Here is a 15,050-nt window from a genome sequence, read left to right as displayed (position 1 = left end):
GCAGCCGGAACGACCCGGTCACCACGACGGGGTCGCCCCCGCCGGTCGTCAGGGCGTGGTCGACGGCGTCGACCGGGTCCGCGACGGCGACGGCCGGCACCCCGGCCGCCCCGCGACCGCGGCGATCTCGGACGGGCTCCAGTGCCGCGACGCGTGCTCCCCGCCCGGCAGCCCGGTCGCGACGACCCGCGCCCCGGCCCCGGCGACCGCCCGGACGGCCTCGCCCAGGTCCTTGTCCCGGGCCAGCGCCAGCACCCAGGTCACCGGGCGTCCCGGGTGGGTCTCGGCCACCGTGGTGGCCAGCGCGGACAGCTTCAGTGCGTCGTGCGCGCCGTCGAGGACCACCGGGGTGCCCGCGACGGTCCGCCGCTCGAACCGCCCCGGCAGCGAGGTCAGGGCCAGCCCCTGACGGACGGCGAGCGGGTCGAGCCGCCAGCCGTCGCGCCGGGCGAGCACCGACACCGCATGCAGCGCCAGCACCGCGTTCCCGGCCTGGTGCCTGCCGTGCAGTCCCAGCGGCACGTCCGACCACCCGGCCAGGTCCACCGTGGTGCCCGCCGGACCGGTCCGGGCCAGCGCGGCCGCGGCGGCGACGTCCACGACGTCGACCAGGGTGTCGCGGCGCACCGCCTCCCGGGCCACCGCGGCGTCGCTCTCGGGGCCGCCACGGGCCAGCACCGCGCGGCCGCCGACCGGCAGGATCCCGGCCTTCTGCGTCGCGATCTCGCCGAGCGTGCTGCCGAGCATGTCGACGTGGTCCAGGCCGATCGCGGTCAGCACGGCCAGCTTGTCCGGTCGGGCGACGACGTTCGTCGGGTCCAGCCTGCCCCCGATACCGGTCTCGACGACGGCGTAGTCGGCCCGTCCGGCGACGGCGGCGAACCCGAGTGCGGTCACGACCTCGAAGAACGAGCAGCGCTCGCCCCGGCGCGCCTCGACCGCGGCCACCGAACGCGCGACGGCGGCGAGCCGGTCGTCGAGCACGTCCGCGCGGACCGGGAGGTCACCGATGCGGAACCGCTCGCGGATGCCGTAGACGTGCGGCGAGGCCTGCACGCCGACCCGGAACCCGTGCCGGGTCAGCAGCGACGCGACGAACGCGCACACCGACCCCTTGCCCGCCGTCCCCGCGACGTGCACGGTCCGCACGGCCTCCTGCGGGTCACCCAGCCCGGCCAGCACCTCGCGGGTGCGCTCACGGGGCGCGTCGGGCGCGGCGCCGTTGCGGCGCCCGGTGGCCGGGCGCGACAGCAGGAACCGCTCCAGCTCGTCCTGTCCGGAGAACACGGCTCAGCACTCGACGATGTTCAGCGCGAGACCACCGCGGGCGGTCTCCTTGTACTTGTCCTTCATGTCCGCGCCCGTCTCCCGCATCGTCGTGATGGCCTTGTCCAGCGAGACGTGGTGCACCCCGTCGCCGTGCGCCGACATCCGCGCCGCGGTGATGGCCTTGATCGAGGCGACCGCGTTGCGCTCGATGCACGGGATCTGCACGAGCCCGCCGACCGGGTCGCAGGTCAGCCCGAGATTGTGCTCGATGCCGATCTCGGCGGCGTTCTCGACCTGCTCCGGGGTGGCGCCCATGATCTCGGCGAGCCCGGCGGCCGCCATCGCGCAGGCCGACCCGACCTCGCCCTGGCAGCCGACCTCGGCGCCGGAGATCGAGGCGTTCTCCTTGAACAGCAGCCCGACCGCGCCCGCGGTGAGCAGGAACCGGACGACGGAGTCGTCGTCGAAGCCGGGCAGGAAGCGCTCGGCGTAGTGCAGCACGGCCGGGACGATCCCGGCGGCGCCGTTGGTGGGGGCGGTGACGACGCGTCCACCCGCCGCGTTCTCCTCGTTGACGGCGAGGGCGTAGAGCGTCACCCACTCCATCGCGTGCAGCGCGTCCGGCTCGCCGGTCGCGGCCTCCAGCCGCTCACGCAGCGCCATCGCCCGGCGCCGGACCTTCAGTCCGCCGGGCAGCGTGCCGCCGGTGCGGGCACCGCGCTCGACGCACTCCCGCATCACCGACCAGATGTGCAGCAGCTCGCTGCGCACCACGTCCTCGGTGCGCCGGGACAGCTCGTTGGCCAGCATGATGTCGGAGATCGACAGCCCGTGGGCGCGGGTGAGCCCGAGCAGCTCGTCGCCGGTGGTGAAGGGGTGGGCGACCGGGGTCGCGTCCTCCACCAGGACGGGGCGGCCCGCCTCGTCGGAGTCGAGCACGAAGCCGCCGCCCACCGAGTAGTACTCGCGCTTGTCCAGGACGGCGCCGTCGGCGTCGAAGGCCTGCAGCAGCATGCCGTTGGAGTGGAAGTCGAGCCGGCGGTTGCGGTGCAGGACCACGTCGTCGTCGGGGGCGAAGGTGATCTCGTGGATCCCGCCGAGGCGGATCCGCCCCTCCGCGCGGACGTCGGCGACCATCGGGTCGGCCGCGACCGGGTCGACGAGGTGCGGCTCGTGCCCGGCGAGCCCGAGCACGACGGCCTTCACGCTGCCGTGGCCGTGCCCCGTCGCGCCGAGGGAGCCGAACAGCTCGACCCGCACGGACGCGGTGCGGGGCAGCTCGCCCGACGCGGCGAGCCGCGCGACGAACCGGGCCGCGGCCCGCATCGGGCCCACGGTGTGCGAGCTCGAGGGTCCGATCCCGACCGTGAACATGTCGAACACGGAGATGCTCACGGCCGCTCCGATCCACGCCGGGCTCTGGTCATGTCGACGATGTTAGACTGATATATCAACCATGCCAAGAGGGGTACGGCGGTCGATCCGCGGCGGGTCAGTGCGTGTGGTCGTAGGGCTGCTCGAGCGGCACGCCCTCGGGCGACATCGGCGGCGCGGGCAGGTCCGCGCTGGAGGTCAGCGGGGCGGCCCCGGCCAGCGGGCGGCCCGCGGTCTCGGGCAGGAACACCACGCCGACCACGCCGACGAGGCCGGCGGCGACGAGGACGTACCCCGGCCAGTCGAGGTTGCCGGTGGCGGTCACGGCGGTCTCGATCAGCGTCGGCGCGGTGCCCGCGAACAGCGACACCGACAGGTTGAACACCACGCCCAGGCCGCCGTAGCGGACCATCGTCGGGAACTGCGCGGGGAGTGTCGACGGCAGCACCGCGGCGAAGCCGACCAGCACCGTGGCCATCAGCAGCAGGCCCACGAACTGGCCGATCATGCCGTCGCGCATCAGCCAGACCGCGGGCAGCCCGACCCCCACCAGGGTCAGGCTCGTGACCATCAGGACCGGCTTGCGGCCGACCCGGTCGCTGAGCCTGCCCACCGCGGTGATCACGCAGAGCATGCCCAGCATGACCGCGACGAGCATGGCGCCGGTGGCGGCCCCCGAGGCGCCGTGCTGGCCGTGCCGGGGGAGCGTCCCGGTCAGGTAGGTGGGCATGTAGTTGGTCAGGACGTAGTTGGTGAGGTTCCAGGCGACCACCAGCGCCGCGGTCACCAGGGCCGGTGCCCGGTAGCGGCGGAGGAGGATCTGCATCGCCCGCCGGTAGGGCATCGTCGCGAGTGCGGGGGAGCGCTCCATCAGCTGCCGGAACGCCGGGGTGTCCTCGAGGCGCATCCGCAGGTAGATGCCGGCTATCCCCAGGGGGAGGGCGAGCAGGAACGGGATCCGCCAGCCCCAGGCGAGCAGGTCCTCCTCGGGTAGCACCGCGACGAGCGCGCCGCAGACACCGGCACCGAGGGTGTAGCCGGTGATCGTGCCGAACTCCAGCCAGCTGCCGAAGAACCCGCGACGGCGGTCGGGCGCGTACTCCGCGACCAGGGTCAGTGCGCCGGTGTACTCCCCGCCCGCGGAGAAGCCCTGCAGCATCCGGATCAGCAGGACCAGCAGCGGTGCGGCGATCCCGGCCGTCTCGTAGGAGGGCACGAAGCCCAGCGCGAGCGTCGCGACGGTCATCAGCAGGACGGTGAAGGCGAGCACCCGGGTGCGGCCGATGCGGTCCCCGAGCGGCCCGAACACGAACCCGCCGAGCGGCCGGACGACGAAGGCGGCCGCGAACGTGGCGAGGGTCAGCACCAGCGACCACTCGCCGGCCTCCGGGAAGAAGACCCGGTTCAGCACCACCGCGGAGAGGAAGGAGAAGAGGCCGAAGTCGTACCACTCGGCGACGTTGCCGACCGAGGCCGCCGCGGCCGCCCGCCGGACCGTGCGCTCCTCCTCGACCGCGACCGGGCCGCGGCGTCGGGGCCTGCGCGGTCCGTCGGTCATGAAAGGTCCCCTCGGATCGATCGGCCGCGCTGCGGCAGCCGTGCCGACGTGGCGTCGCAGTATCGCCACACCACCATTCTCGCGGCCATGGTGTCACGTGTCCACGAGTGATATATCTTTCGTCGACGGGCGGCCCGGAGTGTGCCGGTGCCGGTTTCCCGGGCCTTTCGGTCACCGGGGACAGCCGCTCACTTTTCCACGTCGTGACGTCGTTGCCCGCTCCGGGCCGGTCGAAAAATCGCTCGTTGACGGCTGCGACCTGCGGCCTCACCATACGGTTGCGCATGGCATGGCGGGTTTCGCGATAGGCAACAGTGGAGGAAGCATGATCTTCGTGGGCGAGCTGTCCGACATCCCCGTCGGGGAGTCCGTTCGTGTCCAGGGGGCGGTGCCCATCGCCGTCTTCAACGTCGACGGCGATCTGTACGCCATCGACGACACGTGTACCCACCAGGACGCCTCGCTGTCCGACGGATGGCTCGAGGACTGTGCGGTGGAGTGCCCGCTGCACGCGGCCTGCTTCGACCTGCGGACCGGGATGCCGAGCGGCCCGCCGGCGAAGACCCCCGTCCGCACGCACCAGGTGGTGATCGCCGACGGTGTGGTCCACGTCGTCGAGTCGGTCCCCGCCTCCGGTGCCGCGACCGGCGTCCGCCCGGGCGTACAGGCCGGCACCTGATGCGCGACGTCACGGTCGTCGGCGCCTCGCTCGCCGGCCTCGCCACGGCGCGCGCCCTGCGCGCGCAGGGCTTCACCGGGACGATCACGGTCGTCGGCGACGAGAAGCACGCCCCCTACGACCGCCCTCCGCTGTCCAAGGAGTTCCTCGCCGGGACCTCCGACGAGGACGCCATCGCCCTGACCGAGGACGACGACGCCGCCCTCGACGTCGAGTGGCGCCTCGGTCGCACCGCACTCGCCCTCGACGGTCCGACCCGGACCGTCACCCTCGACGACGGCTCGACCCTCTCGGCCGACGCCGTCGTCCTCGCCACGGGCGCCCGCGCCCGGAGCCTGCCGGGCGAGCTGCCCGGCGGGGTGCACACCCTGCGCACCCTCGACGACGCCCGCGCCCTGCGTGCCGACCTCGTCCCGGGCCGGCGGCTGGTGGTGATCGGCGCCGGGTTCGTCGGGGCCGAGGTCGCCTCGACCGCCCACGGCCTCGGTCTGGACGTCACGATCGTCGAGGCGGCCCCGGTGCCGCTGCAGCGGGCCCTCGGGCCCGAGATGGGCACCGCCTGCGGCCGCCTGCACGCCGCCGCCGGGGTGCCGCTGCACCTCGGCACCGGCGTGGCCCGGCTCGTCGGCTCGCCCCGGGTCACCGGGGTCGAGCTCACCGACGGCCGCGAGCTGCCCGCCGACGTGGTCGTGGTGGGGATCGGCGCGATCCCGAACGTCGAGTGGCTCGACGGCTCCGGCCTGGAGCTCGACGACGGTGTCGTCACCGACGCCGCGGGCCGCACCGGCCTGCCCGGGATCGTGGCGGTGGGGGACTGTGCCAGCACCCACCGCGACTACACCGGCTCCCGGCTGCGCCTGGAGCACTGGACCAACGCGCTGCAGCAACCGGCGGTCGCGGCCGCGGCGCTGCTCGGGACCGAGCACTCGCTGCCGGCCCACCACGCGGTGCCCTACTTCTGGTCCGACCAGTACGGGCACACCATCCAGTTCGCCGGGCACCGGGCCGCGGACGGCTCGGTCCGGATCGACGACGGGGACCCCGAGGCCGACGGCGGGTTCCTCGCCGTGTTCCTCGACGCCGCGGGGGAGGCCGTCGGCGTGCTCGGCGTCGACCGTCCCCGGCCCTTCGGGCGGATGCGCCGGGAGCTGGCGACACGGCTCGCCTGACCCGGCACGTCACCTGTGGCGCAGGTCCTCACGAGGACCTGCGCCGCAGGCGTGTCCGGACCCGTTCGCGCGCACCACGATCAGCCTCTTGACCTGCCGAGAGTGCCGTGCGAGGCTAACCGCAGACAGTTGATATATCAGTCTGCTGGAGAAGATATCTGGAGGTGCCCATGACGACGTTCGCCGTGGATCGGGGTCCGTCGAACGGTGCGACGGGGGTCCTCGACGGGACGCTCGCCGAGACCGACGCGGAGGTGCACGCGGCCGTCGCCGCCGAGCTGGGTCGCCAGCGCGGCACCCTGGAGATGATCGCCAGCGAGAACTTCGCCCCGCTGGCCGTCATGCAGGCACAGGGCTCGGTGCTCACCAACAAGTACGCCGAGGGCTACCCCGGCCGCCGCTACTACGGCGGCTGCGAGCACGTCGACGTCATCGAGCAGCTCGCCATCGACCGCGTGACAGCGCTGTTCGGCGCCGACTACGCGAACGTCCAGCCGCACTCCGGCGCCCAGGCCAACGCGGCCGCCATGGCCGCGCTGCTCGACCCGGGCGACACGATCCTGGGCCTCGACCTGGCCCACGGCGGGCACCTCACCCACGGCATGCGGCTCAACTTCTCGGGCCGCCTCTACGACGTCGCCGCCTACCACGTCTCCGCCGAGGACCACCGCGTCGACATGGCCGAGGTGGAGCGCCTGGCCCGGGAGCGCCGGCCCAAGCTGATCATCGCCGGCTGGTCGGCCTACCCGCGGCAGCTCGACTTCGCGGAGTTCCGGCGGATCGCCGACGCGGTCGGCGCCTACCTGATGGTCGACATGGCGCACTTCGCGGGGCTCGTCGCGACCGGGCTGCACCCGTCGCCGGTGCCGTACGCCGACATCGTCACCAGCACCACCCACAAGACGCTCGGCGGCCCGCGCGGCGGCATCATCCTGGCCCGCGCCGAGCACGCCAAGAAGCTCAACTCGCAGGTCTTCCCCGGCCAGCAGGGCGGCCCGCTCGAGCACGTGATCGCGGCCAAGGCCGTCGCGTTCAAGCTCGCCGGCGAGCCCGCGTTCGCCGAGCGGCAGCAGCGCACGCTGGAGGGCGCCCGGATCGTCGCCGAGCGGCTGGTGACCGAGCCCGGCGTCGGCGTGGTCTCCGGCGGCACCGACGTCCACCTGGTCCTGGTCGACCTGCGCGACTCCGAGCTCGACGGCAAGCAGGCCGAGGACCGGCTGCACCGGGTCGGCATCACCGTCAACCGCAACGCCGTCCCGTTCGACCCGCGCCCGCCGATGGTGAGCTCCGGGGTCCGGATCGGGACCCCCGCCCTGGCAGCCCGCGGCTTCGGTGCCGAGGACTTCACCGAGGTCGCCGACATCATCGCCCGCGCCCTGCGCCCCGCCGCGGGCGACGCCGAGCTCGACGAGCTGGCCGCCCGCGTCACCGTCCTCGCCGACCGCCACCCCCTCTACCCGGAGCTGACGGCATGAGCACCCAGAACACGCCTCCCGGCGCGCACCTGCCCGAGCACCCCGACGCCCTGTGGCGCAACCCCGAGCCGAAGCGCTCCTACGACGTGGTCATCGTCGGCGGCGGCGGGCACGGTCTGGCCACCGCGCACTACCTGGTGAAGAACCACGGGATCACCAACGTGGCGGTGCTGGAGAAGGGGTGGCTCGCCGGCGGCAACATGGCCCGCAACACCACGCTGATCCGCTCCAACTACCTGTGGGACGAGTCGGCCTTCATCTACGAGCACGCGCTCACGCTCTGGGAGGGGCTGGAGGAGGACCTCGGCTACCCGATCCTGTTCTCCCAGCGCGGCGTGCTGAACCTCGCCCACACCGAGCAGGACGTGCGCGACTCGGTCCGCCGGGTCGAGGCGAACCGGCTCAACGGGATCGACGCCGAGTACCTCGGCCCCGACGACGTCGCGAAGATCTGCCCGATCGTCAACGTCTCGCACGACATCCGCTACCCGGTGCTGGGGGCGACCTACCAGCCCCGTGCCGGCATCGCCAAGCACGACTACGTGGCCTGGGGCTTCGCCCGCCGCGCCGACTCCGCCGGGGTCGACCTGATCCAGGACTGCGAGGTGCTGGACTTCCTCACCGAGGGCTCGGTGGACGACGGCACCGCGCGGGTCACCGGGATCCGCACCAGCCGGGGCGACATCGCCTGCGGGCAGGTCGCGCTCTGCGCGGCCGGGCACACCTCGACCCTGCTCGACCGGCTCGGGGTGGACACCCCGCTGCAGTCGCACCCGCTGCAGGCGCTCGTCTCCGAGCTGCTGGAGCCGGTGCACCCGACGATCGTCATGTCGAACGCGGTGCACGTCTACGTCTCCCAGGCGCACAAGGGCGAGCTCGTGCTGGGCGCCGGCGTCGACTCCTACAACGGCTACGGCCAGCGCGGCGCCTTCCACATCATCGAGCGGCAGATGGCCGCCGCGGTCGAGCTGTTCCCGGTGTTCGCGCGGGCGCACCTGCTGCGCAGCTGGGCGGGCATCGTCGACGTCACCCCGGACGCGTCGCCGATCGTCGGGCGCACGCCGTACTCCAACGTGCTGGTCAACTCCGGCTGGGGGACCGGCGGCTTCAAGGTGACGCCCGGGCTGGGCTGGTGCCTGGCCCACACCATCGCCACCGACGAGCTGCACCCGCACATCGCCCCGTTCTCCCTCGACCGGTTCGTCACCGGCGCGCTCGTGGACGAGCACGGCGCCGCCGGCGTCGCCCACTGACCTCAGGAGCCACCACCGTGCAACTCATCGACTGCCCCTGGTGCGGCCCCCGCGAGGAGGTCGAGTTCCACTACGGCGGCCAGGCCCACGTCGAGTACCCGGCCGCGCCGGCCGAGCTCGACGACGAGCAGTGGGCGCGCTACGTGTTCTTCCGGGACAACCCGAAGGGTCCGTTCGCCGAGCGCTGGAGCCACTCCGTCGGCTGCCGCCGCTGGTTCAACGCCGTCCGTGACACCCACACCTACCGGTTCCTCGCCGTCTATCCGATGGGCGAGGCCCGGCCGCAGATCCCGGGGGCCCGAGCATGACCCGCGTCGACGGTTACGGTCGCATCGACCGGACCCGCACCCTGAACTTCGTCTTCGACGGCGAGCACTACTCCGGGCACCCGGGCGACACCCTGGCCTCGGCGCTGCTCGCACACGGCGTGCGCGTGCTCGGCGGGTCGGTCAAGCTCGGCCGCCCGCGCGGGATCGGCGGGGCCTGGACCGAGGACCCGGTCGGCCTGGTGCAGATCGAGGAGCCGTTCCCCGAGCCGATGCTGCAGGCCGCCACCGTCGAGCTCCACGACGGCCTGGTCGCCCGCGGCCTGAACGGGCAGGGCCGGCTCGCGACGGTCCCCGACACCGCGCGGTACGACCGTCGCCACGCCCACTGCGACACCCTGGTGATCGGCGCCGGCCCGGCCGGGCTGCTCGCCGCACGCACCGCGGCCCGCCGCGGCGACCGCGTGGTGCTCGTCGACGACCGTCCCGAGGCCGGTGGCGCGCTCGTCCCGACCGACCGGATCGACGGGCGCGCCGCGCACCGCTGGGTCGCCGACGTCGTCGCCGAGCTCGCGGAGAACCCCGAGGTGCTGCACCTGCAGCGCACCACCGCCTTCGGCCACTACGACGACGGGTTCGTCCTCGCGCTGCAGCGGCGCACCGACCACCTCGGCGCCGCCGCCCCGCAGCACCGGTCCCGCCAGCGGGTGCACCGCATCCGCGCCGGGAAGGTCGTCGTCGCGGCCGGCGCGATCGAGCGCCCCGTGGTGTTCGCCGACAACGACCGGCCGGGCGTCATGCTCGCCTCCGCGGCGCGGGAGTACCTGCACCGCTACGGCGTGCTCGCCGGTCGCGAGGTCGTCGTGTTCACCACCGACGACGCCGCCTACCTCGCCGCCGCCGACCTGGCCGGGGCCGGGGCACGCGTCACCCTCGTCGACGCCCGCGCCGAGCTGCCCGCCGAGCGGGCCCGTGCGTGCACCGAGGCCGGGGTGACCGTGAAGGCGGACGCCACCGTCGTCGGCTCCGACGGCGACGCCGCGGGCCGGGTGTCCGCCGCGCACGTCGCGACCGGCGACGGCACCGAGGTGCTGGCGTGCGACCTACTGCTGGTCTCCGGTGGCTGGACGCCCACCGCGCACCTGTTCAGCCACGTGCGCGAACAGCTCGTGTACGACGCCGGCCTCGGCGCGTTCCGCCCCGGTGCCGCGATCGCGGGTACCGAGGTCATCGGCGCCGCGAACGGCACACTCGACCTGGCGGGCTGCCTGTCCGAAGGCGCGGGCGGCGACGCCCCGAGCTCCGCCCCGGAGCCGGCGCGCACGCCCGGCCTGGTGCTGTGGCGCACCGCGGGGGACTCCGCGCGCCAGTTCGTCGACATCCAGCGGGACGCGACCGTCGCCGACATCGAGCGGGCCGTCGGCGCCGGGCTCCGCTCGGTGGAGCACGTGAAGCGCTACACCACCATCGGCACCGCCCACGACCAGGGCAAGACCTCCGGCACCATCGCCTCGGGGATCACCGCCGAGCTGCTGGGCCGCCCGGCGGGCGACCTCGGGACCACCACGTTCCGCCCGCCCTACACCCCGGTCTCGTTCGCCGCGCTCGCCGGCCGCGAACGCGGGCAGCTGTTCGACCCGGTCCGCACCACCGCGGTGCACCCGTGGCACGTCGCGCACGGCGCGGTGTTCGAGGACGTCGGCCAGTGGAAGCGGCCCCGCCACTTCCCGCGGGCCGGTGAGGACATGGATGCCGCGGTGCTGCGCGAGTGCGCCGCGGCCCGCCGCGACGTCGCGATCATGGACGGCTCCACGCTCGGCAAGATCGACGTCCAGGGCCCGGACGCGGACACGTTCCTCGACCTCGTCTACACGAACCTGATGAGCAGCCTGAAGGTCGGCCGTGTCCGCTACGGCGTCATGTGCGGCAACGACGGCATGGTCACCGACGACGGCACCGTGCTGCGCATCGCCGAGGACCGGTTCCTGCTCACCACGACCACCGGCGGCGCGGCCTCGGTGCTCGACCACCTCGAGGACTGGCGCCAGACCGAGGTGGGGCACCTGAAGGTGAACCTGACCTCGGTCACCGAGCACTGGGCCGTGTTCCCGGTCGTCGGGCCCCGCTCGCGTGAGGTGATCTCGGCGGTCTTCCGCGACGTCGACGCCTCCGCCGAGGCGTTCGAGTTCATGACCTGGCGCGACACCGAGCTCGACGGCGTCCCGGTCCGGCTGGCCCGGATCTCCTTCTCCGGGGAGCTGGCCTTCGAGGTCAACGTCGACGCCCGGTACGGCCTGGCCGTCTGGGAGCGGCTGGTCGCCGCCGGTGAGCCGTACGGCATCACCCCCTACGGCACCGAGACGATGCACGTGCTCCGCGCCGAGAAGGGCTACCCGATCGTCGGTCAGGACACCGACGGCACCGTCTCCCCGCACGACCTGGGGATGAGCTGGGCGGTCTCGAAGAAGAAGGCCGACTTCGTCGGCAAGCGCTCCTTCGCCCGCGCCTCCAACACCGACCCGATGCGCAAGCACCTGGTCGGGCTGCTCCCCACCGACCGCGGCACCCGGCTGCCCGAGGGGGCGCAGATCGTCGAGTTCTCGCCCGACGGCACCCTGCCCCCGCCGCCGGTCCCGATGCTCGGCCACGTCACCTCCAGCTACCTGTCCGCGGAGCTGGAGCGGCCGTTCGCCCTGGCCCTGCTCAAGGGCGGCCGCGACCGCATCGGCGACGTCGTGCACGTTCCGCACCAGGGGGCGCTGGTCCCGGTCGAGATCACCGGACCCGTCCTCGTCGACCCGGAAGGAGCCCGCCGTGACGGCTGAGCCGATCCCCGCGCTGTCCACCACCCACCCGCTCGACGTGCACGCCCCGGCGCTCGCCGCGCTGTCCCGGGACACCGCGGGCGCGCTGTCGGTGCAGGTGCTCGACGTCGCGCAGTCGGTGACCCTGCGCCTCGACCCGGCGGGCCCGGCCCGCGCCGGCGTCGACGCCGCGCTCGGGACCGCGCTGCCGACCGGTGCGAACACCTGGGTGGCCGCCGGTGACGGCGAGGCGATCTGGCTCGGCCCCGACGAGTGGCTGGTCACCAGCCACTCCGGCGACGCCGCGGTGGGCGAGGCGGCGCTGCGCGCGCTCGTCGCCGGGGAGGTGGGCGGCGCCGCCGTCGACACCTCCGCCCAGCGGGTCGTGCTGCGGATCGGTGGGCGCCTGGCCCGCGAGCTGCTGTCCTTCGGCTGCTCGCTGGACCTGCACCCGCGTTCGTTCCCGGCCGGACGCAGCGCCCAGACGCTGCTCGGCGGGGCCGGGGTGATCCTGCTGGCCCGCGACGCCGCCGCCGACGCCGACGGGGGAGCGGTCCTCGACGTGCACGTCCGCAGCTCGTTCGCCGGCCACCTCGCCGACTGGCTGCTCGACGCGGCCCAGGAGTTCCGCGACGACCCCGCCGCCGCCTCACCGGCCCTCGCCGGCTGACCCGCCCGACGACCACCGAGAAGGAGACCACCATGACCCCCCGTGTCGTCATCATCGGAGCCGGGATCGTCGGGGCGAACCTGGCCGACGAGCTCACCACCCGCGGCTGGACCGACGTCACCGTCCTGGACCAGGGGCCGCTGCCGCTGACCGGCGGTTCCACCTCGCACGCCCCCGGCCTGGTCTTCCAGACCACCGGGTCGAAGACCATGACCGCGTTCGCGACCTACACCGTCGAGAAGCTGAAGAGCCTGGACGTCGACGGCGGCTGGTGCTTCAACCAGGTCGGCGGCCTGGAGGTCGCGACCACCCCTGAGCGGCTCGCCGACCTGCACCGCAAGCAGGGCTGGGCGGTCTCCCGCGGGGTCCCGGCGTCGGTCGTGGACGCCGCCGAGTGCGCGCGGCTGCACCCGCTGCTCGACGCGGACCAGGTCCTCGGCGGTCTGCACACCCCGACCGACGGTCTCGCGAAGGCGGCCCGCGCGGTCGTCGCGCTGGCCCGGCGCGCCGAGTCCCGCGGCGCGGTGTTCCGCGGCTCGGTGCGCGTCACCGGCATCGCGCAGTCCGGCGGCCGGGTCACCGGCGTCGAGACCGCCGACGGCGAGACCGTCCCCGCCGACATCGTCGTGTCCTGCGCCGGGTTCTGGGGCCGCGAGCTCGGAAAGCTCGTCGGGATGCGGGTGCCGCTGCTGCCATTGGCCCACCAGTACGCCCGCACCACTCAGGTCGAGCAGCTCGTCGGCCGCAACGACGAGCTGATCGAGGCGCGGCTGCCGATCCTGCGCCACCAGGACGCCGACCTCTACTACCGCGAGCACAACGACTGCATCGGCATCGGCTCCTACGCCCACCGCCCGATGCCGGTGTCGATCTCCGAGCTGCCCGAGGTCGGCGACGGAGAGGTCGGCGAGCGCACCCAGCCCTCGATGCTGCCCTTCACCTCCGAGGACTTCGCGCTGCAGTGGGAGCAGAGCACGCAGCTGCTGCCCGGCCTGCAGCGCTCGAAGATCGAGCACGGCTTCAACGGGGTCTTCTCCTTCACCCCCGACGGCGGCCCGCTGATCGGCGAGTCCGCCGACGTCGCCGGCTTCTGGATCGCCGAGGCCGTGTGGGTCACCCACTCCTCGGGCGTGGCCCGCTCGGTCGCGCAACTGCTCGTCGAGGGCCGCAGCGAGCTCGACCTGCACGGCTGCGACGTGCACCGCTTCGACGAGATCGAGACCACCGACGCCTACGTCGACGAGACCTCGCAGCAGAACTTCGTCGAGATCTACGACGTGCTGCACCCGCTGCAGCCCAAGCTGTCCCCGCGCGACCTGCGGACCAGCCCGTTCGTGGACCGCCAGCGTGAGCTCGGGGCGTTCTTCCTGGAGTCGCACGCCTGGGAGCGCCCGCACTGGTACGAGGCCAACGCCGCGCTGGCGAAGGACATGCCGGCCCAGTGGCGTGCCCCGTCCCGCGACGCGTGGTCGGCGATGTTCCACTCGCCGGTCGTCGCGGTCGAGGCGTGGAAGACGCGCACCGCCGTCGCGATGTACGACATGACCCCGCTGAAGCGCCTGGAGGTGTCCGGGCCGGGTGCCTGCGCGTTCCTGGAGGGCCTGACCACCGGCAAGATGGACAAGTCGGTCGGCGCGGTCACCTACACGCTGATGCTCGACGAGGCCGGCGGCGTCCGCAGCGACCTCACCGTCGCCCGGCTGGGCGAGCAGCTGTTCCAGGTCGGTGCGAACTCCCACCTCGACCTGGACCACCTGCGCCGCGCGCTGCCCGACGACCACTCGGTGGTCGTCCGCGACATCACCGGGGGGACCTGCTGCATCGGCGTCTGGGGCCCGCTGGCCCGCGACCTGGTGCAGCCGCTGTCGGGCGACGACTTCTCCCACGAGGGGCTGAAGTACTTCCGCGCGATGTCCGCGCACATCGCCGGTATCCCGGTGACCGCGATGCGGCTGTCCTACGTCGGCGAGCTCGGCTGGGAGATCTACACCAGCGCCGAGTACGGCCGGAAGCTGTGGGACGTGCTGTACGAGGCCGGGCGCCCGCTCGGCGTCGTCGCGGCCGGGCGTGCGGCGTTCAACAGCCTGCGGCTGGAGAAGGGCTACCGCTCCTGGGGTGCCGACGTCTCGACCGAGCACAACCCCTACGAGGCCGGGCTCGGCTTCGCCGTCCGCCCGCACACCAAGGGCGACTTCGTGGGCCGCGAGGCCGTCGAGAAGATCGACCCGGACGCCGTCACCCGCAGGCTGACCTGCCTCACGATCGACGACGGCCGCAGCGTCGTCCTCGGTCACGAGGCCGTCCTCGTCGACGGACAGCCCGCCGGCTACGTCACCTCCGCGGCGTACGCCTACACCCTGGGCACCCCGATCGCGTACGCCTGGCTGCCCGCCGGGCTGCCGGTCGGGGGAGCGGTCGAGATCCAGTACTTCGACCGCCGGATCCGCGCCTCGGTCGCGGCCGAGCCGCTGTTCGACCCGGAGATGAGCCGCATCCGGCGCTGACCCGCACGATCCGGGGCCCGGCCCACCCG

The 15,050-nt window shown here is 73.6% G+C and carries 11 protein-coding genes; 8 read left to right on the top strand and 3 right to left on the bottom strand.

From position 1 onward, the window contains the following. Positions 1-48: 48 nt before the first annotated feature. The 3 genes from AC0GKK_RS09500 to AC0GKK_RS09490 form a co-directional block, all read right to left on the bottom strand. Positions 49-1,287 (bottom strand): bifunctional folylpolyglutamate synthase/dihydrofolate synthase, encoded by a 1,239-nt coding sequence (locus AC0GKK_RS09500; RefSeq protein ID WP_489883621.1) that lies wholly within the window; start codon positions 1,285-1,287, stop codon positions 49-51. 3 nt (positions 1,288-1,290) lie between these two features. Next, positions 1,291-2,664 carry an L-serine ammonia-lyase gene (locus tag AC0GKK_RS09495; RefSeq protein WP_489883620.1) on the bottom strand — a complete coding sequence of 458 codons (1,374 nt, stop codon included), beginning with the start codon at positions 2,662-2,664 and terminating at the stop codon, positions 1,291-1,293. Between the two features lie 97 nt (positions 2,665-2,761). Further along, positions 2,762-4,201, bottom strand: coding sequence for an MFS transporter (locus tag AC0GKK_RS09490; protein ID WP_489883619.1), 1,440 nt, complete (start codon positions 4,199-4,201; stop codon positions 2,762-2,764). A gap of 325 nt (positions 4,202-4,526) precedes the next feature. Between AC0GKK_RS09490 and AC0GKK_RS09485 the strand changes: the two genes are divergently transcribed. The 8 genes from AC0GKK_RS09485 (at position 4,527) to AC0GKK_RS09450 (ending at position 15,021) form a co-directional block, all read left to right on the top strand. Then, complete coding sequence (locus AC0GKK_RS09485) at positions 4,527-4,880, top strand: bifunctional 3-phenylpropionate/cinnamic acid dioxygenase ferredoxin subunit (protein WP_476653990.1); 354 nt, start codon at positions 4,527-4,529, stop codon at positions 4,878-4,880. Next, the gene (locus AC0GKK_RS09480) at positions 4,880-6,049 is read left to right on the top strand and encodes an NAD(P)/FAD-dependent oxidoreductase (protein ID WP_489883618.1); all 1,170 of its coding nucleotides are present in this window, start codon (positions 4,880-4,882) and stop codon (positions 6,047-6,049) included. Before AC0GKK_RS09485 ends, AC0GKK_RS09480 begins: the two co-directional genes overlap by 1 nt. Positions 6,050-6,219: 170 nt before the next feature. Further along, positions 6,220-7,524 (top strand): serine hydroxymethyltransferase, encoded by a 1,305-nt coding sequence (glyA, locus tag AC0GKK_RS09475; RefSeq protein WP_489883617.1) that lies wholly within the window; start codon positions 6,220-6,222, stop codon positions 7,522-7,524. Then, positions 7,521-8,777 carry a sarcosine oxidase subunit beta family protein gene (locus tag AC0GKK_RS09470; RefSeq protein WP_489883616.1) on the top strand — a complete coding sequence of 419 codons (1,257 nt, stop codon included), beginning with the start codon at positions 7,521-7,523 and terminating at the stop codon, positions 8,775-8,777. The genes glyA and AC0GKK_RS09470 overlap by 4 nt, the downstream gene beginning before the upstream one ends. 17 nt (positions 8,778-8,794) lie before the next feature. Then, positions 8,795-9,085, top strand: coding sequence for a sarcosine oxidase subunit delta (locus tag AC0GKK_RS09465; protein ID WP_489883615.1), 291 nt, complete (start codon positions 8,795-8,797; stop codon positions 9,083-9,085). Further along, the gene (locus AC0GKK_RS09460; RefSeq protein WP_489883614.1) at positions 9,082-11,868 is read left to right on the top strand and encodes a 2Fe-2S iron-sulfur cluster-binding protein; all 2,787 of its coding nucleotides are present in this window, start codon (positions 9,082-9,084) and stop codon (positions 11,866-11,868) included. The genes AC0GKK_RS09465 and AC0GKK_RS09460 overlap by 4 nt, the downstream gene beginning before the upstream one ends. Next, the gene (locus AC0GKK_RS09455) at positions 11,858-12,517 is read left to right on the top strand and encodes a sarcosine oxidase subunit gamma (protein WP_489883613.1); all 660 of its coding nucleotides are present in this window, start codon (positions 11,858-11,860) and stop codon (positions 12,515-12,517) included. The genes AC0GKK_RS09460 and AC0GKK_RS09455 overlap by 11 nt, the downstream gene beginning before the upstream one ends. Positions 12,518-12,549: 32 nt before the next feature. Further along, on the top strand, positions 12,550-15,021 hold the full coding sequence (locus tag AC0GKK_RS09450; RefSeq protein ID WP_489883612.1) for a GcvT family protein: 2,472 nt from the start codon (positions 12,550-12,552) through the stop codon (positions 15,019-15,021). The last annotated feature ends 29 nt before the right edge of the window (positions 15,022-15,050 follow it).

The organism is Pseudonocardia sp. P-1, assembly GCF_058111925.1.
The sequence above is the reverse complement of the archived record's forward strand: the minus strand, read 5'-3'. Positions and strand labels throughout refer to the sequence as shown.